Origin of the sequence: Pelagicoccus sp. SDUM812003 (assembly GCF_031127815.1) — a bacterium.
GTDB lineage: Bacteria > Verrucomicrobiota > Verrucomicrobiia > Opitutales > Opitutaceae > Pelagicoccus.
On the sequence record NZ_JARXHY010000003.1, the window covers coordinates 143,116 to 160,524 of the forward strand.

A 17,409-nucleotide genomic window follows, 5' to 3' on the forward strand; every position below is an offset into this window, starting at 1 on the left:
GGTTCTGCGACAACAGTTGGTCGCTTGTTCATTCGGACCTAAGATGCGCGGTTTTTCGGGATTGATCCCGAATTAGCGGATACTTCTCCCTAGCGGGCGGATGGACTAGAGGGAACCCTCTGCTCGCCTGTGGTTTCTACTATGCTAGGTACCATTGGAGGCTGGTAACCTTGGGCGCGTAGAGGATGGATACGTTGGCGTTATGCCACGAGGCGTTTACCCCTCGGGACCTCCTGAGGACTTCGATTCAAGCCAGTTCTCCAGGTCGGCGTCCGTGTGCAGGTAGGCGCGGCTTTGGTAGAGCGGGTCGAGCAGGGATCGAGTTTTCGGTTCGGCGAAACGCTGACAGTGCAGGATCGCTTTCACTTTGTGCTCGGGGGCGCGCACCAGTCGGCCTAGGGCCTGATTCACTTTTTGGATACCGGGTTCGAGGTAGGCGCGCTCGAAGCCGTTGCGACCCTGGGATTCGTAGTGCTGGCGTTTCGTTTCCTGCAGGTAGTTCATCTCCGGCAGCGCCGGGCTGACCACGATGGCGCAGCCGGCTTTGCCTCCGAGGGAATCGATGCCTTCGGCGTAGCTGGATCCGAGGATGAGAAACAGGGCGTCGTTGAAGGCGATCGCCTGCTCGAGGTAGGCATTGCGCTCCGCGAGCGTGCCCGCGGCTCGCGGTTGCAGCTCGGATCTGACGAAGGGGTGCTTTACCTGAAGGGCGTCGAGGGCTTGCTTGGCGTAGGCGTAGCTGGGGAAGAAGACCACTACCGGGCTGGCGGCTTGGGCGGCTTTGGCGATGGTGTCGGCGGTCGTTTCGAGGTGGGAGCCGCGTTGCTTGTAGCGGGTGTCGACCCGCAGATCGATGGCGATGTCGTAGGCGTCGTTGCGCCAGGGCGCGGGTGGATTGAGGTGGAAGATGGGCTCCGCCTCTTTGGTGTTGGGCGTTTGGAGATCGGTCAGGACACGGTGATCGCTAAGACCGATCTCGGAGAGGTAGGAGTCGAGAGGGCCGAAGGTGGCGGAGAGGGCGAGCACGCCATCGTATCGAGATAGCTGTGACGCGATGTAGCGGGAGCTGTCGATGCACTCCAGGCGCGCCGCGCCTGCTGCGGGAGACCAGAGCTGGTGGCGCAGCTCGCCGCGTTGGCGACTGGCCTGGGCTGCGCTGAGCAGAAAGAGCAGATCGTTCGTTTCCGCCTGAAGATCGTCATACGGCAGGGGCTCGTTGATCAAGGTCTGGGAAATCTGGGAAAGGTGATCGTAGAAGTCGTCGATTTGGAAGGCCGAGGGCTCGAGGCTGGTGGGCGAGGGGCGGGAGGAGGCGGCCCGACGATCCGCTGGGCAGGGCAGTTCGACGATGATTTGGGAAAGGCTTTTTAGAAGGTTCTGGATACGGCGGCTGGCGTGGAGGTGATGAAGATCGTCAGCCGCGGCGTAGACCATTTGCACGTCGAACTGGTAGGTGAAGGAACCTTCCACTCGGGAGGGAAGGTTGTGGGCTTCATCGATGATGAGAAAGGTGCGGGCCGGATCGAAGTCGTTTTGCTCGTCGAGCAGACGGGCGCTTTGAGGTGAGAAGAGGTAGGCGTAGTCGCCGATCCAGATGTCGCGAAAGCCGAGGCCGGCCCGCATGATTTCGTAGGGACAGATGCCGGTGGCTCTTCCCTCGGCTCTCACGGTTTCGAGATCCGCTTCGTCGTAGGAAAGCAAATACAGCCGCTGCAATCCGGAGCGTTTCCACTTTTCGTGCAGGTCGTTGAGGTAGGGGCAGGTGGCGCGCGAACAGCGAAACTCGGTATTGATGCAGTGCTCCTGCTTGTTGCGGATGTGCCAGAAGCTGGCGCTGGGAGAGGTGCGGGCTTGGAGAGTTGAAAGCTGGGATTGGCTCGAGGGCTCGAGCAGGGCTTTCAGCCGAGCGACCGCTTCGGTCTGGCCGGTGGTCTTGCTCGTGAGATACAGGACGCGATCGCTTTGGCCGCTGGCCAGTCGGCGGGTGGCGTATTCCCAGGCGACACCGGTTTTCCCGTAGCCGGTCGGGGCCTGCAGGAGCGCGATCTTTCCGTGTTCGAAGGCGTGGGCCAGGTCGCGCTGAATGGTTTCCTGTCCGGGGCGTGGCGATGGATAGGCGCTGCGAACGAGGAGGGAGCGCAGTCGGGCGAGGCGCTCCTGCTGGGACTCGAGGTAGTCGACGAAGGCGTCGAGCTGATCGACCAGCAACCCATCGTAGGAGGCGTCGAGGGTCAGGCTCTGCGTCAGGCCCGAGCCGATCTCTACGAGCAGGAGCTCGAGGTGGTATCGAGGCGTCGTCGGGAGCGGGCTTGGCTGGGACGGATCGCTCGGGGCGGCTTGGTCGCGGATCATCAGCTCGCGATAGGCGAGCAGCTGGATCGGGTAGTGCGGGTAGCGTTCGAGCAGTTCGTCGCGCTGCAGAGGCAGCGGCTGGGAGAGGGACTTGATCTCCCGCAGATGGGTGAGGGAGTCATCGCCTCGCTGTTCGCGCTTGAGCTGGTCGATGCGGCCGGACAGGCGGATTTCCCAGCTTCGCCACGAGAGGGCGCCGCTGATGGGAACTTCGTCCTGCATGTCTTCGCCCGCCTGTGCCGAGTCGGACTGGATTCTCTGGTGCCAGATGGTGCCGACCTGGGCCCTCCAGATCGCCGAAGCTCCGCCGAAGCCCGGTTTGGCGTACGGGGTGAAGCTCGAGAATTCGCCCACGCTGAGCGTGACGAGACGGTGTTCTGCGTCGATCTGCATCAAAAGGGCAAACCTTGAGCGTGCGCTCGGCGTTTGGAAACGAGAAAGTGCGCAGCGATCTCGGCGGTAGGCATCGACGGAGTGGCGGTCGGTAAAGATTTTGTTTTTTTGGCTGCGGCGCGGAAAGTTTTAGCTAGGCTGCTGTCACGTCGTTAAGTTGCTTACTATGAAAACCCTGACCGTTTGTTTCCTGGCTGCCGCTTCCGTTTGTTTCGCTCGAGCCTCCGACTATTCGGAGAGCGTGCTGACGGATTTGCAGGGCGTGGGGCTGGAGGTTCGCCAGCTCAATGTTCAATCGGAGGAGTTCGAGCTCGAATATGGCGCCGTGGAGGAGCACGCCCTACGAAAGCTGGAGGAGTTCGACGTGCGCCTGCTTTCGGCCATCGAGCTGGACGTGATGCCTGGGCAGCCCTACCTGGAGGTGGCGATCGACGTGGCCCACGCCCAAGGGCCAAGCCACCTCTTCGTGGTGAAGCTTGAACTGCGCGAGATGGCGAAACTGGATCGGCCCAAGGACCGGATCGTCTCGATGTCCGTGCCGACTTGGGAGCGAAAGATGATGGGAGTGGCCAATCGGCCGGAAGCGATTCTGGAGGCCTTGGATAGGCTGCTGCGCATCTTTTCGGACGAATACCACCTCATGAACCGCCCGGAGGAGTAGGCGCCGACCCAGCCGGGCTACTTCCGATATCTCAGCAAAATCGTGTTTTCGCCGAGCGTCTCCATGCTCGCTAGGCGAAATCGATTTTCCAACCGGCCGGTCGCAAGCGGCGTCCCGCTGCCGAACACCAGTGGTTCGAGAGTCAGCCAAAGCTCGTCCACCAGACCGCTGTCGAGAAACCGGGAATAGGTTTCGCCGCCGCCGAGCAAGGCGCAGCGCTGGCGTCCGCGAGCGGCGAGCTCCGCCAGGATCTCCGCAGGAGAGGCATTGGTGAACTCGATGAGGTCGGGCTTGGCCAGGTCGGCGTAGCGCTCGGGTTGGCGCGTCATGATTTTCCGCAGGTAGCGAGTGGATTTGGAGGCGGAGATACGCTCCTGCAAGGTCTGGAAGGTCGCCCGCCCCATGATCATGGAGTCGAAGTCCTTGAGAGCGGAGGCGAGGAAGGCCCGGTCCTCTGGGCTGCAGAAATCGGTGCCCGAGTGGTCGTGTTTGGCAATGAAGCCATCGAGAGACTGGGCGGCGATGAGGATGAGGCGGGTCATGGGAGCATTGGTGAACATTGGACTTATGAGGGGGGCGGGGCTGACGATACCTAGTTGAGCATTCCTGTGGTTAATACAATTGCCCCATCGGGCAAGCTTGCGCCATGCAGGAAGTGTTCCTCCTACGCTATGCCTGTTTCCCCTTCGCGTCCAACATCGTCCTCTATGCGTTACTCTCCGAGTAGATTTGTCGTTTTGCTCTGCTTATTCAGTACTGGGTTTTTGGCCTATGCGTTCTTAACTGCGGGAGACTATGGCTTAAGCTGGGACGAGCCTACTCGTTGGGAGTCGGGTGATCTAAAGCTAGACTACTATGAACGGCTGATTGGTTCGGAGGACAAATGGGCTGTCATGCGGTCGGCTCCGAACGATGTTTACCCAGGCTTCTACGACGTACCGCTCGCTTTGGCTCGCAGGAGCTTGGGGGTGGACGAGGTCCTGCTAAGCCGAATCTGGTGCTCTGTTTTCGCTTATTTCCTGTTGCTTGCGCCAGTGATCATGACGCGGCTTTTGCTTAAGCGCGGAAGTTCGCCGCTCGAAGGGAGGGGACGACAGGCCCTCGAGGACTTTGCACCGTTTGTGGCGGGGCTTGTTCTGCTCCTGATGCCCGAGTTGAATGGGCATCTGTTCATGAATCCGAAAGACGTGCCGTTTGCCGCGACCTATGCTTGGGGAGTGGTGGCGTTGCTTAGGGTCTTGCTGGACCTGCCCCGTTTGGCCTGGGGTAAAATCGCTTTGTTTGGCGTGCTGGCGGGATTTGCCATGGCGACGCGCCCTCCTGGGGTGGCGTTGTTCGGTTTTTTCGCTTTGTTCCTAGGAGCCTGGGTTGTGACGAGGGAAGTGAGGTCGGGGTTTTCTGGTTTGTGGAAAACGCTGCTCGGATTGGCGTTCAAGGGCGCCGTTGCTCTGGTCATCGCTTGGGCGACGCTGCTTCCGTTTTGGCCTAGGGCTCAGCGTTCGCTTCTCGCCCCGTTCACTTCGTCTACGGATGGCTTGGCTCGATTGCAGAACGTAGCAGCGGCTCAGCCGGTGTTGTATGGTGGTGAGTTTTTCAGCGCAAATGAAACGCCTTGGACCTATTCGCTTTGGATGTTCGCGATCAAGCAGCCGGAGTGGATCCTCTTGCTTCTAGGGGTTGGAGCATTCGCCGCAGTGTTCTCTTGGCGGAAGGCGTGGACTTATGTTGCGGAAGGGGACCGCTTTGCGTGGGGCGTTCTGCTCGTATTGGGAGCGGCAATCGTTCCGTGGGTCTTTGTCATCGTATCGGGAGCTTCGATACACAATGGGTTTCGTCACATGTTCTACGTGTTGCCGTTTGTCGCGGTAGCGGCGGCTCTTTCGCTGTGTTGGCTGATAAGCCGCAGTTCGTTTGTGGAGCGCTATCGATCGCTTCTTCTTGGCTTTGGTGGAGTGTTGGTCGCTTTTAACCTGTATGGGCTGGTGTCGCTTTATCCGTATCAGTATATCTACTACAACTCGCTGGTGGGTGGCGTTTCTGGCGCTTATGGCAGCTACGAAACCGACTACTGGTTCTTGGGCGCCGAGAGGGGATTTGAGATTGTGGAGGAGGATCGTGGAGATCGACAGGTGGCGGTGATGATGCTAGGGCCGCGGCGAGTCGCTCGATACTATCTTCGCGAGGGCATGGAGTTGGTCTCGGATTTGGCTGATGCGACCTACTATGTCGGACGGCCGATTCCGGATTTGATTCAAGCGGGAAGAGTCGTTGGGTCTGTCGAGCGGCGGGGGGTTCCCCTGCTCGTGGTGGTGGACCTCTCGGGGATCGGTATCCAGTAGGGATCGAGATTGGAGATTGATGGGCCCGCTTTTTTGCACGGGTAGCTGCCGTCCTTGGTTTCTCGGAAGATTCGCTAGGGCGCGTTGCGGTTAGCCTCCTTTTTCCGCTGCTACAGTCTCGTTTTGCCGATCAACTTGCTTGAGGTCGGTATTTGGAAAGTGGCTACATCGATTGGTGTTGATGCGTTCTTCAGGGGATCCGAAAGGAGAGCGATGTCCCGAAGGCGGCAATCCCGGTGCCCGTCTGTTCGCACGGGTGCTGACGCTATCGAGGGGCTGAGCGGCGATGGGGTTACGTCGAGCTATTGGTTGAGGGGCTTGTCGGTGGAGATCGAGGTGAAGCGTTGACGAAGGTGAGCTAGGGTGTCGCGGTAGGCTTGGATAGTGAGGTCGGTTGCTAGGGATTCGCTTGGAGAGGGAGTGGCGTTGGAGGAGACGATTTGGCCGGATCTTATATTGTCGGAAAAATCTCCGACGCGACGGACCCCGACGGTTTTGGTTACGTGGTAGGAGCTGGAAAGAGGAGAGGCGAGTTGGAGGACTTCGGTGAGTCGAGCTAGAGTGGTATCCGGATTTTGGATGAGCGACTCATAGGACAAGTGGGTCGCGGAATCGGGCGGAACAAGAAGGCTGATGCGTTTGAGGTCCATCAAGCGGCCGGCGAGGTAGGTGTTGGCGTAGTCGGTTTCCTGTCCTTTGTTTTCGTCGAACGTCTTGCACATAGCGACGATGCTTTTGGTGGTAGCATGAGGCTCACGCGTTAGGAAGAGAAAGTGAGGGTGGCAGATTCGGAAAGGACGAAGTGAATCCGTAATTTGTTTGTGGAGACACTTGTCCAGATAGATATTGATGCTCGGCTTGTAGGATCCGGTCGTGAGGCGGGTTCGACCGATAAGGCGAAGGATGGAAACGGGGGTGCGGTAGTCTATCCAAGCTTCGCCGAAGCCGATGACTTTAGGGTGGCTGCAAATTAGGTTTGCGAGAAGCGATGAGCCCGACCGGGTGTGGGAGAGGATGATGACAAGGCGCGGTTTTCCGTGGAGCAGAAAGTAGAAGGCGCCGAGCGACGTCTCGACCACGCCGCGGAGGAAGCTAGCGATGAGCGAAACGATTTTCATCGTGTCGGGAAAACGGTTTCCTTGAGCGTCATGATCGCCTTGTGAAGAGGGGAGGTGTGTCGGAGAAAGACCTGTTGAAAATAGAGTTCGTCCAGATGGCGGTCCGGTTCGAGCGATCTCGGGTGAACGAGAGGAAAATCCAGATCGCGAGCTGTGATTTCGAAGGAGCGGTCGGGATTGGTGGTGTGGGTGGCGTCGCTATCGAAGCCGATGTTTTCCACGAGATTTCGTTTTGGGATGAGAGTGCGACCTTGGCGGACGATTTTGGCGTAGAGCCATTGGAAATCCCAAGTATCGATCTTGCCCAGGTGGCAGTCTCGGAAATGTCGCATGCGAATGTGTTGCTCGACTTTGCTGGGAAAGTTTTGGGCGACGCGTCTACGGGTTTCGCAAGACGCGTAGCTGGCCATCGAGTAGTCGTAGTGTTTCCAGGCCCGTCGCCAGCTTGCCCATCCCCAGATGGGGCCGTGTCTTGACGGATAGTAGCTGTACTCGATGGGAGGCATTGATTGAATGAGGTTGCTGCCGGCGATTTGCATGACCGACTCGTCGTCCTGATAGCGAGAAAGCAGCTCTTCGCAAAAAGGAAAAAAGGAGGGGGCGGGAAGGCAATCGTCTTCCAGGATGATCGCCTGTTCAACCGATGAGAATAGATAGTCGAGCCCGCTGGATACCCGTCTGCCACAACCCATGTTCTCCTCTGCGTAGAGGCGATCGATTTGGCAAGGCCAGTCGAGGCGCGACTCTATGGCCTCGCGAACGTCGGCGACGCGTTGGGTGTCGGTGGGGTGCGTTTTGCGCGGCCCGTCGAGAACGACGAAAAGACGAGTCGGACGGGCCCGGCGGATCGCTTCGAAGACGCGTTTGGTTTGATCTGGCCGGTTGAAGGCGAAAAAGGCTACAGGTGTTTCTAGTCTAGACGCGGACATGATAGGATCGCGGGAGCCGTTATAGACGCGGTCGCACCGTTTTAAGTCGAAGACGCAGATTTGGGAATAGTAGACTGCGCAGGACAAGCAAGCCGAAGTCTCGGGTTCGAGCGAAGAGGAGAGGGCCCACCAGCGCGACGATCGCTTGCGAGACGACGGTCGACCAAGCGGCTCCCGCGATCCCATGAGACCGGATCCAGAACCAGTTTAGGACGATGTTGATAAGCGCTCCCAGAATGCTGATGGCGAGGGAGTGTCGGAGCAGGTTTTCAGCGAGAAAGTGTTGGGATCTGGATACGCCCACGAAAATGAAAATCAGACTCCAGACATGTATCCGAACGATGGGTGTGGTATCTGAATATTGGATACCAAGGAAAAAGGATACGACGGCGGGGGCTATGATAAAGATTCCGCAGGCGATCAAGAGGGCGAGAGCGAGGTTTGTTTCGATGAAGGAACCGTAGACTTTGCGGTAGCGCTGGGGGCTGTCTTCCTTCGCCGCCATGAGTGTGGAAAGAGCGCTTGTCGCGATAAAAGTCGGGATGAACGCCCAGATTTCACTGAACCGAAGAGCGGCGGAATAGATACCTACCGCGTCCGTACCGAGCAGCTCCTTGAGCATGATCTGGTCGATACGCATGTAAACGATGATAACGAATCCGGAGAGGGCTGCTGGCCAGGAGTCTGCCACGTATTTGCGGAAGCGGGCGAATCGCCACCTCAATCTATGGAAGGACCGTCCGCGGTGGTAGAGGTATGCGAGGCAGAGGGCGATGAGAATGGATTCCAGGCTCTCCACCGCTGCGAAGGCCCAGACTGGAGAGTCGATTAAGATGAGATAGAGTTTGAGTGAAGCTGAAATAGCGAAGCTCGAGAGTTGGGCGATCGCTACCGATTTCCCTTGTAGAACGTTTTGGAAGTACCCGCTGAGTGTAGTGTTCCAAGTGGCGAGAAGGGTGAAGGCGGCGAAGAACAGGGTGAGAGCTTCGTCTCCTGATTGAAAAAGGAACGCGAGCGCGCCGAGAAAAGCTGTTCCCGCCGCGCCAACGAGGAACTGTCCATAGATGGCGGTGCCTATTAGTTCGGGCTCGTTTTTGGGGTGTATGTTCAGCTCACGTCGAGCGATGGACTCGATGCCCAGGCTGCAGAGTATGTGACCGAGGGATACAATGGCGAAGGCGTAGGATAAGGTGCCGAAAAGATCGGTGCCTAGATTGCGAGCGACATATGCCGTTATGACGAAGCCCAATCCGATCCTGAGGAGTTTGCTCACGCCGAGGATGCTGACGTTTTTGACTATTCGGCTGATCGGATTGTCGGAAGGCGTCATGAGGAGGGAAGGGGAATAGGATCTTGTATTGTCCGAGCGACTCGCTTGGCAATGCTTCCTTGGTCGCGCTGCCTTCGGAAAAAAGTTTTGCTGCCGAGCGCAGAGTGGATGTTCATGGGGGCGACTGTTTTTCCCACCGATGCGAATCCTCATGCTCAACTACCATGCGAAGTCCGGGGGCGCGTCTGTCGCCATGAATCGCATCGCTGAGGGACTCGAAGAGGCGGGGATGACCGTAAAGATCGCCTCTCTCAACGGGACAACGACGAGAAGTGTGGGTCTGCCTGGGGCGGTGGCTCGTCGGATTCGCCTCTCGAGGCGCATGGAAAGCCTCGTTCTGCGGCTTGGCGGAGTGACGGGTGCGGCTGACCGTTCGTTCAACCTTTGGCGAACCGGTATTGGAGATTGGGTGCGAAATCTGGACTTCGATGTGGTCCACTTGCACTGGATCTGTCGCGGCATGGTTTCGTGGCAGGACCTGTCTGAGATAGGGAAACCGCTGGTGTGGACGTTCCATGATGGCTGGGCGATTGGGGATGGGCGGTTTTATCCATTCAGCGAAATGGACGCTTATTCGATTCCGAGCGATCGCGCTCAGCTGCTTCGAATGGCTTCGCGACGGTTTGCGCGACGAAGAGCCAGATGCCTTGAAAAGGTGAAGCCCGTTGTTGTAACTCCTTCGAAGTGGCTGGCCAGCGAGGTCGAGCGATTCGGGCGCTTCAAGGAAGCGGCGCGCTGCATCCACAATCCGCTCGATCGGTTTTGGGATGCGTCGAGAGCCGTCAAGGAAGCAGTCTCCACCCGAAGGTGGGTGGTGGGCGCTTCTGGATTTGACGTAGATCCTCGCAAGGGCGGTTTCCTGCTGCTTCAAGCGATTCGCAAAATGCAAGCGGAAGGTCGGTTTCCCGAGGACGTGCAGCTCGCTCTCTTCGGTGGGGGAGGCGTAGATACGCGCGGATTGCCAAACGGCATCCGTTGGCTCGGGAGCTTGAGTCACGAGCAGATTCGCAATGTGTTCGAGGAGTCGGAACTCTTCATCTGCCCAAGCCTGATAGACAATTTTCCGAACATGATCGCTGAAGCGCAAAGCTGTGGCTGCCCTGTTTTGGCGACTCCTGTAGGAGGTGTTCCGGAAATGGTCGAACGTGGCGCAAGCGGAGAGCTATCGCTATCCGCTAGCGCGGAATCGATAGAAGCAGCAATGCTGCAGTGGGAAAGCGAGTGGCGTTTTCAGTACCGAAAAAACGCAGTGAAGGCGTTCGCTAAGAAGCGATACGATGTTGCGGAATCCGTTCGGCTCCACCAGGAAGCGTACGAGATGGCGGGAAGAGACGGAAGAGCATGATCCAAGTATCAGTGATCACCGCGGCGTACGAATCGCTGGATACCTTGCCTAGGACCGTGGACAGCGTGAAAGGGCAGTCCGGGGTATCTGTTGAGCACATTGTCGTGGATGGGGGTTCGTCGGACGGAACTCAAGATTGGCTGGATAAAGCCCTGCCGCGGGACAGTTGGATATCGGAGAAAGACGAAGGTATCGGGGATGCCATGAACAAGGGCGCTCGCCTGGCGCGTGGGAAGTGGCTGCTTTTTTTGCAGGCTGACGATCGGCTGATTTCGCGCGATTGCCTGGCGAAGGCCCTTGAAGCCTGGGATGGCGTGTCGGATGTCGTTTCTTCCCCAATCCGCTTCGAGTCGGGCCGTCTGCTTCGTCCTCGCGTTGATCGAGCCTATTATCGGTATTTCAAGCAGGGAGTGCCTCATCAAGGGGCTTTGATCCAACGCAAGGCCTTCGCCAGAGTGGGCGAGTACGACGCTCGATTTCGCGTGACGATGGACTTCGACTGGTTTTTGCGGGCCCATTGGCTCGGTTTGACCTTTCAGGTCTTGCCGGAACCGCTTTGCATGATGAGCGAAGCCGGGGTCAGCTCGCTCGCTGACTGGAACTCGCTCAGGCATCGTTTTTCGGAGGAACGACTTTCCCGAAGGCTGCGTGCTCCCAGCCGTTTTTGGAAGGGGCTCTATGGAATCTACGGCGTGGCCTATGCCGGGTTTCGCTATGTTTGGCATCGATTGGGCGCCCAATGAAACTAGGAGTTATCATGAAACGGTTCTACACGAACCGCGATTTGATTGGGGATCGCTACGGACGCATGTTCCATCTGCCTCGAGTTTTGGTGGAACGAGGCTGGGAAGTGCAGGTGTTTTGCCCCGATTTCCACACCCGCGAGGCGTTTTCGCGAGAAGTAGAGGGAATCGTGTTCCAATCGCTACCAGCTAGGCTTGCGGGAGCCTGGACTAAGGGCAGGGCGTGGAAGGATTTCGAGCCTGACATCTGGCTTGCTTCGGGGCAGTTGATCGCCGCTCGTCAGGCTAGGCAAGTTGCAAGGACGCAGGGCGTGCCTTGGGCAGTCGACTTTTACGACTACTATCCAGCGTTTTTTCCGAAGTGGGCCCGTTCCTGGGCGGATGCGTGGTCTCATCGACTTATGGCGTCGGCGAGCGGCGTGATCGTGGCAAGTCGTTCCTTAGGAGATTGGGCCGCTCGTTCGAATTCCAATGTGTTGCGCCTCCCGAATGGCATCGATCAAAGCCTCTTTCACCCGCGACCCAAGTTTGAAGCGCTCAAGGCCTTGGGACTGGACCCTCGCAAGGCATGGGTCGGCTACTTCGGGTCCCTCAATCCAGAGCATGGTCTGCGGGAGACGGTCGAAGCGATCGCCTCGCTGCGGTCCAGAGGGTTGGATGTCGGGCTCGTGTGCGCGGGACGGAGCAACCGTCTTGATCTAATAGAAGGCGTTGGAGCGAAGTGGCTTGGCATGCTTCCTCAAGAGAAGCTAGCTGAAGCCATCTGCGCGTGCGATTGCGCTCTAGCTCCTTATCCTGATAGCGATCAGATTCATTTCTCGAATTCGTGCCGACTCACGGAATACGTCGCCTGTTCGGTGCCGGTAGTGGCGACGCGAGTGGGAGACCATGGGCAACTGCTGCCGGAGAATCATCCGGGCTGGGCGAATCCTGGAGATTCGGAAAGCCTAGCTGACGCCATCGAAAGGCAGCTTCATCAGGCGATGCTCGTTTCCCCTCCGACTTCGCTTGATTGGTCGGCTTTAGGAGCGAAGCTAGATTCGTTTCTCACTGAGGTGGTGAAGGGGCGGCGCGCTGCGCGTCGAGGCTCTGATACAGCGTGAGCGTTTTTTTCGCGCTGGCCTCTCGGCTGAACTCGGTCAGGTAGCGCCTTCTGGCATTGTCCTTCCACAGAGCTTGTTGGCCTGCGGGCGCTCTAAGCGTCGAAATTATGGTTCTCGTCCATTCCTTCCGATCGTTTGGCTCCACGAGGAAGCCAGTTTCGCCGTGGATGATCGATTCCGCGAGCCCCCCGATCCTAGACGCGACCACGATGGCTCCAGCCGACATCGCCTCTACGGCTACGAGACCTTGGGCTTCCTCCCAGCCGCCTGGTTGCGGTTGGCTGGGCACGATTGCCAGATCGGCTTGAGCGAATTGCTCGATGATGAGTTCGTTCGGTATCCATCCGAGGTAGGTGGCGTTTTGGGGTGACTTCCATCTAGCGAGTGTCGTGCGAACCGTGTTGGCGAGCGGGCCGTCGCCGCAGATGACAAGCTTCGCGGAAGGAATCTGTTCGCGGACGGCAGGAAAGATGTCTAGTAGCAGCTCGACTCCCTTTTCCGGTATGAGGCGTCCAGCGAAAAGGATGACCGGACCTTCGTTGGCGTCGCGAGTTTTTCGGGAGGGCCGTAGCGAAGCCTCGTTGGGGGATGCGGGGATGATTGTCAGCTTTTCCGAACTGCAAAATTCATTGACGCGCCGGAGGGTGGCGCGGCTGTTGGCGATGATCATGTCGGCTCGTTTCGCGGTTTGGCGTTTGAGTTTCATGTATCGCCCTTGCAGTCCGAACACGTCGTTCCCATGGGTGCTGACTACGAGAGGAATCGATCGGTTTCGCCCGAGCGCTTTTGCTGCCAGCCAACCTTGCGGGAGGAGAGAATGAGCGTGAACGATGTCCGGCTGATATCTTCGCAGCTCCTGCTTGGTGACAAGGTACTGGCTGATGGCGAAAAGCGGCAGAAGGGCTTTCTTGAACGGGGATTGGCGCAGCCGTACTAGCATGCCGCCTTCGTAACACAGTGTTTCGAGCTTGGAGGGCCATGCGTAGCGGTACCGGCGAACTGATATGCCCGCTTCGTTGCTGTCGAGGGGGCCGTGTGGAAAGTGCGGCGCAATCACTCTGACATCGTGTCCGAAAGTCGCTATGTCCTTCGCTGAATTCAGCACGAACGCCGGCGTGGCGTCTCCCTGCCATCTCGGAAACACGGAAGTAGAAACTAGAATTCTCAGCGGTCGTGGCATCGGAGGAGGGCGGTTGGCTAGGAAAGGCGGTCTGGCTAGCTGCTCTAGTCGAGAGCTTGGAGACCGTTTTCGCACTTTTTGGAGGAAGGGCGCACTCCCTTCTCGCCGCTGTGCCGCAGCAGGAATTCACCGATGATGCCTGTTGAGATCAGCTGCCCGCCGAAGAGAACGAGAATCATGCCGAGGAAGAAGAGAGGACGCATGCCAATGTCTTCTCCGAAGAACAGTTTCATGACCGACAGATAGCCGAGGATTGCCGTGCCGGTTCCCCCACACAGGATGCCGATCGCTCCGAAGAAGTGTCCCGGGCGCTTGAGGTAGCGGGTGAGCAGCACGATGGTCATCAGATCAAGGAAGCCTTTTACGAAGCGTTTCCAGCCGTATTTCGATTTTCCGTACTCGCGGGCGTGGTGGGTCACGGGGAGCTCGGCTACGCGATAGCCCTCGGCGTGAGCAAGGATCGGCGTGAACCGGTGTAGCTCGCCGTAAAGGTTCAAATCGTCGGTGACTTCACGCCGGTAGACTTTCAGGCCGCAGTTGAAGTCGTGCAGCGGCAGGCCGGAAACGGCGCGGGCGGCGAAGTTGAAGAAGCGAGAGGGGATTGTTTTTGAAATGGGGTCGTGACGGTCGCGTTTCCAGCCGGAGATGAGATCGAAACCTTCGTCGAGCTTGGCGATCATGGCGGGCAATTCGGTGGGATCGTCCTGGAGATCGGCGTCCATGGTGGCCACGATTTCGCCGCGGGCTTGGGCGAAGCCAGTCGCCAGCGCCTCCGCCTTGCCGAAATTGCGGCGATGTCTGATGCCGCGAACGAGACCGGGGTGGGCGGCGGCGAGTCGGCAGACTTCCTTCCAGGAGCCGTCGCGGCTTCCGTCGTCCACGAAAATGATTTCCAACGAACGGTTTCGTAGGGCCGCATGAACGCCTTGAAACATGGCATCGAGGGTTTCGTGCTCGTCGAACACAGGAATGACTACCGATACTTCGATATCTCGAGTGGTGGCTTGGGGCGTCGCCGGTTTGCTGGTCGCTTCGGTGGTCACGGGGTCAGTTTCTGTTCATCAAGTATTTGTCGAGGTCTGCTATCGTCCAGATTATAGAGTAATTTACCCATTCTGCCGGGGAAATGCGCGAATTGTTTCCAACTTCGACTTCGGCGCGCTTTTTGCGCTTTGCGAACTTGATTCCGGAAATCGAACCCGGCTAATCTCCGCCGCCTATGATCAAGCCTGAGACCAAAGCTTTGCACGACGAGATGGAGAAGAGAGCGGGATACCTTTGGAGGTATCTTTGACGTCGACAACAAGAAGGCGAAAGTCAAGGAGCTCGAGGCCAAGATGGCTGTGGAGGGCTTTTGGGACGACCCGACCGCGGCCCAGGAGCTGATCGGCGAAGCGAACCAACTCAAGGGCGTGGTTAACGGCATGACCGGTTTCAAAACGAAACTGGAGGACGCTCGCGCCATGGAGGAGCTGCTCAACGAAGAGGGCGTCGAGGAAACTTCCGACGAGGCGGCTGAGCTGCATGAGGCGGCGGTGTCGCTCAAGGAGGAGCTCGACGAGCTGGAAATCCAGTGCTACCTGGATAAGCCACACGATCGATGCAGCGCCTTGCTGACCATCAACGCCGGCGCCGGTGGCACCGAGTCCTGCGATTGGGCGGACATGCTGTTTCGCATGTATTCGCGCTGGGCCGAGCGCCGCGGATTCAAGGTGGAGATCATCGACATGCTGCCGGGCGAAGAAGCCGGACTGGACAAGGTGACGATGCGGATTTCAGGAGAAAACGCCTTTGGCTACGCCAACGCTGAGCGCGGGGTGCACCGCTTGGTGCGCATTAGCCCGTTCGACTCCAACAAGCGCCGCCACACCTCCTTCTGCGCCGTCGACGTGGTGGCGGAAATCGAGGAGGATCTCGATATCGTGATCGAGGACAAGGATTTGCGAGAGGATACCTACCGCTCGAGCGGCAAGGGCGGGCAGCACGTCAACAAGACGGACTCAGCGGTGCGCCTGACCCACCTGCCGACCGGGATCGTGGTGGCCTGTCAAAGCGATCGGTCGCAGCACAAGAACCGGGCCACCGCTATGAAGCTGCTCAAGGCCCGTCTTTACGAAAAGATGGAGGACGAGAAGCGCAGCGCCATGGAAAAGGTTTATGGCGAGAAGGGCGAAATCGGCTGGGGAAACCAGATCCGAAGCTACGTCTTTCAGCCCTATCAGATGGTGAAGGACCTGCGAACCGGGGTGGAAACCGGCAACATCCAGGCGGTGATGGATGGCGACATCGACCGCTTCATCAACGGCTGGCTTCGGGCCGGCTCGCCGCGCTCCCGCAACAAGGAGATCCAGATCGAGGAGTAGGCCCCGCTTGGCGAGCAGGGCGCTGGGACGAGTTTTCATCGGCTGTCCGCTTTTTTCTGGTGCCCTCGCTCGTTGTAAGTCACATGTCTGGCACGCTTGAAACCATGGAACTGGAAGCGCTGAAAACCGCCTTGGCCGATCAACAGCTTTTCGAGGGGAAGTCCTGGAGGCTCTCGCCGGAGGCTTGGCGGCTGACGCCTGCCATGGTGGCGGCCTTCGAGGAGATCGGCCAGGCCAGCCTGGAGTTCTACAAGGCGTTCGAGATCCTCTACCGGCGTTCGTTCGAAGGGCGCAAGCTGCTCCGCAACAAGGAGCTGTACGCGCCATGGGTCGCCGAGTACCTCGATCGCGGCAAGCCCAAGGCGCTGGTGGAGCTCTGCCGACGAAAGTCCAACAAGGGAAAGCTGCCGCCGGTGATCCGTCCCGACCTTCTGGTTACGGAAGCAGGGTTCGCTCTTTCCGAACTGGATTCGGTGCCGGGAGGCATAGGTTTGACCGCTTATCTCAACCAGCTCTACGAGCGCTCGGGCGATGGATCCATCCTCGGAGCCGGTGGCCAGATGGAAGAGCTCTTCTACCGTAGCGTGGCAGGGCAGGCCGAGGGCGCGCAGACGCCGGTCGTGGTCATCGCTGTCAGCGAGGAAGCTGCAACCTACAAGCCGGAGATGGACTGGTTGGCTGAACGGCTGCAACGCCGCGGCTACCGCGTCTACAGCCTTTGGGTCGAGGAAATCTTCCCCTTGGGCGGCGCTGTCTACTTCGACGTGTCCGGGAGTCCCGAGAAAATCGACGTGGTCTACCGGTTTTACGAGCTCTTCGATCTGCCCAACATTTCCACAGCTGAATACATCGTGGAAGCCGCTGAAAACGGCGAAGTCGTTTTGACCCCACCCGTGCGCCCCTTTCTCGAGGAGAAAATGGGCATGGCCCTCTTTCACCATCACCTCCTCGGCGAATTCTGGAAGGAGAACATCTCCAAAAAGTCGCTCAAGGTCCTCAACAAGCTCATACCGAAAAGCTGGATCGTGGATCCCACTCCGCTCCCGCCGGGCGCGGTGCTCGACGGACCGCTCGCCCAGGGCAAACCGTTGCACGACTGGATGGAGCTAGCGGAAGCCAGCCAAAAGGAACGCAACCTGGTGCTGAAGATTTCCGGCTTTCACGAAACTGCCTGGGGCTCGCGCAGCGTGGTCATCGGAAACGATGTGTCGCGTGAGGATTGGTCGGAAGCGCTTCGAGAGGCGGTCGATATGGCGGAGACGCATCCGCATATCATCCAGGAGTTTAAGAAGTCCGTACGCCTCAAGCACCCACTGTACGGCGAGGACGGGGAAGTCTACGAAGCCCACGGCCGCCTACGCCTGAACCCGTACTTTTTCGTGGAGGGTGATCAAGCCAAGCTCGCCGGCGCCTTGGCCACCTATTGCCCCCCAGACAAGAAGATCATCCACGGCATGGAAGACGCGGCGATGCTGCCGTGCAAGGTGGTGGAATAGCCCAACAGCCCCCTCTCCACTCAACAGCCCCCTCTCCTGACCTCAAAGTTTTTACTA

The 17,409-nt window shown here is 58.5% G+C and carries 14 protein-coding genes; 7 read left to right on the forward strand and 7 right to left on the reverse strand.

Going from position 1 to position 17,409, the window contains the following annotated elements; genetic code table 11:
• Positions 1-216: 216 nt before the first annotated feature.
• A complete protein-coding gene (locus QEH54_RS05020; protein WP_309017542.1) occupies positions 217-2,745 on the reverse strand; it encodes a helicase C-terminal domain-containing protein in 2,529 nt (842 codons plus the stop codon).
• 166 nt (positions 2,746-2,911) lie between these two features.
• Here QEH54_RS05020 and QEH54_RS05025 point away from each other — a divergent pair, with 166 nt between their 5' ends.
• Positions 2,912-3,406 carry a hypothetical protein gene (locus QEH54_RS05025; RefSeq protein WP_309017543.1) on the forward strand — a complete coding sequence of 165 codons (495 nt, stop codon included), beginning with the start codon at positions 2,912-2,914 and terminating at the stop codon, positions 3,404-3,406.
• A 17-nt stretch (positions 3,407-3,423) separates the two neighbouring features.
• Here the strand turns inward: QEH54_RS05025 and QEH54_RS05030 are convergent, their stop codons facing one another.
• Positions 3,424-3,948: a dihydrofolate reductase family protein gene (locus QEH54_RS05030; protein WP_309017544.1), complete on the reverse strand. Its 525-nt coding sequence runs from the start codon at positions 3,946-3,948 to the stop codon at positions 3,424-3,426.
• 630 nt (positions 3,949-4,578) lie between these two features.
• Here QEH54_RS05030 and QEH54_RS05035 point away from each other — a divergent pair.
• Positions 4,579-5,745 carry a hypothetical protein gene (locus QEH54_RS05035; RefSeq protein ID WP_309017545.1) on the forward strand — a complete coding sequence of 389 codons (1,167 nt, stop codon included), beginning with the start codon at positions 4,579-4,581 and terminating at the stop codon, positions 5,743-5,745.
• A 302-nt stretch (positions 5,746-6,047) separates the two neighbouring features.
• Here the strand turns inward: QEH54_RS05035 and QEH54_RS05040 are convergent, their stop codons facing one another.
• The 3 genes from QEH54_RS05040 to QEH54_RS05050 are packed head-to-tail and all read right to left on the reverse strand — an operon-like array spanning position 6,048 to position 9,122.
• Entirely contained in the window at positions 6,048-6,863 is an 816-nt protein-coding gene (locus QEH54_RS05040) for a sulfotransferase (RefSeq protein WP_309017546.1), read from the reverse strand.
• Positions 6,860-7,792: a hypothetical protein gene (locus tag QEH54_RS05045; protein ID WP_309017547.1), complete on the reverse strand. Its 933-nt coding sequence runs from the start codon at positions 7,790-7,792 to the stop codon at positions 6,860-6,862. The genes QEH54_RS05040 and QEH54_RS05045 overlap by 4 nt, the downstream gene beginning before the upstream one ends.
• A 19-nt stretch (positions 7,793-7,811) precedes the next feature.
• Positions 7,812-9,122: a flippase gene (locus QEH54_RS05050; protein ID WP_309017548.1), complete on the reverse strand. Its 1,311-nt coding sequence runs from the start codon at positions 9,120-9,122 to the stop codon at positions 7,812-7,814.
• Positions 9,123-9,261: 139 nt separating this feature from the next.
• Here QEH54_RS05050 and QEH54_RS05055 point away from each other — a divergent pair, with 139 nt between their 5' ends.
• Genes QEH54_RS05055 through QEH54_RS05065 form a run of 3 tightly spaced genes read left to right on the forward strand, consistent with a single transcriptional unit; the run spans position 9,262 to position 12,313 of the window.
• Entirely contained in the window at positions 9,262-10,467 is a 1,206-nt protein-coding gene (locus tag QEH54_RS05055; RefSeq protein WP_309017549.1) for a glycosyltransferase, read from the forward strand.
• Positions 10,464-11,210 (forward strand): glycosyltransferase family 2 protein, encoded by a 747-nt coding sequence (locus QEH54_RS05060; RefSeq protein WP_309017550.1) that lies wholly within the window; start codon positions 10,464-10,466, stop codon positions 11,208-11,210. Before QEH54_RS05055 ends, QEH54_RS05060 begins: the two co-directional genes overlap by 4 nt.
• 14 nt (positions 11,211-11,224) lie before the next feature.
• Complete coding sequence (locus QEH54_RS05065) at positions 11,225-12,313, forward strand: glycosyltransferase family 4 protein (RefSeq protein WP_309017551.1); 1,089 nt, start codon at positions 11,225-11,227, stop codon at positions 12,311-12,313.
• Here QEH54_RS05065 and QEH54_RS05070 read toward each other — a convergent pair.
• Together QEH54_RS05070 and QEH54_RS05075 are read right to left on the reverse strand one after the other, a co-directional pair.
• Entirely contained in the window at positions 12,258-13,457 is a 1,200-nt protein-coding gene (locus QEH54_RS05070; protein ID WP_309017552.1) for a glycosyltransferase family 4 protein, read from the reverse strand. The two genes, QEH54_RS05065 and QEH54_RS05070, sit on opposite strands and share 56 nt — an antisense overlap.
• Positions 13,458-13,537: 80 nt before the next feature.
• On the reverse strand, positions 13,538-14,536 hold the full coding sequence (locus QEH54_RS05075) for a glycosyltransferase family 2 protein (protein WP_309017553.1): 999 nt from the start codon (positions 14,534-14,536) through the stop codon (positions 13,538-13,540).
• A gap of 176 nt (positions 14,537-14,712) precedes the next feature.
• On the opposite strand from QEH54_RS05075, the gene prfB reads away from it, so the two are divergent.
• Both prfB and QEH54_RS05085 read left to right on the forward strand, forming a co-directional pair.
• Positions 14,713-15,856 (forward strand): peptide chain release factor 2 gene (prfB, locus tag QEH54_RS05080; RefSeq protein WP_309017554.1). Its coding sequence is split into 2 segments (ribosomal slippage): positions 14,713-14,784 and positions 14,786-15,856, totalling 1,143 coding nucleotides; the frame shifts between segments, so codons are not numbered across the junction.
• Positions 15,857-15,939: 83 nt separating this feature from the next.
• The gene (locus QEH54_RS05085; protein ID WP_309017555.1) at positions 15,940-17,352 is read left to right on the forward strand and encodes a hypothetical protein; all 1,413 of its coding nucleotides are present in this window, start codon (positions 15,940-15,942) and stop codon (positions 17,350-17,352) included.
• The last annotated feature ends 57 nt before the right edge of the window (positions 17,353-17,409 follow it).

Coding starts and splice junctions, on each gene's coding strand:
- QEH54_RS05020 (WP_309017542.1), bottom strand. CDS start 2,745: ATGCAGATCGACGCAGAACACCGTCTCGTCACGCTCAGCGTGGGCGAA.
- QEH54_RS05025 (WP_309017543.1), top strand. CDS start 2,912: ATGAAAACCCTGACCGTTTGTTTCCTGGCTGCCGCTTCCGTTTGTTTC.
- QEH54_RS05030 (WP_309017544.1), bottom strand. CDS start 3,948: ATGACCCGCCTCATCCTCATCGCCGCCCAGTCTCTCGATGGCTTCATT.
- QEH54_RS05035 (WP_309017545.1), top strand. CDS start 4,579: ATGAATCCGAAAGACGTGCCGTTTGCCGCGACCTATGCTTGGGGAGTG.
- QEH54_RS05040 (WP_309017546.1), bottom strand. CDS start 6,863: ATGAAAATCGTTTCGCTCATCGCTAGCTTCCTCCGCGGCGTGGTCGAG.
- QEH54_RS05045 (WP_309017547.1), bottom strand. CDS start 7,792: ATGTCCGCGTCTAGACTAGAAACACCTGTAGCCTTTTTCGCCTTCAAC.
- QEH54_RS05050 (WP_309017548.1), bottom strand. CDS start 9,122: ATGACGCCTTCCGACAATCCGATCAGCCGAATAGTCAAAAACGTCAGC.
- QEH54_RS05055 (WP_309017549.1), top strand. CDS start 9,262: ATGCGAATCCTCATGCTCAACTACCATGCGAAGTCCGGGGGCGCGTCT.
- QEH54_RS05060 (WP_309017550.1), top strand. CDS start 10,464: ATGATCCAAGTATCAGTGATCACCGCGGCGTACGAATCGCTGGATACC.
- QEH54_RS05065 (WP_309017551.1), top strand. CDS start 11,225: ATGAAACGGTTCTACACGAACCGCGATTTGATTGGGGATCGCTACGGA.
- QEH54_RS05085 (WP_309017555.1), top strand. CDS start 15,940: ATGTCTGGCACGCTTGAAACCATGGAACTGGAAGCGCTGAAAACCGCC.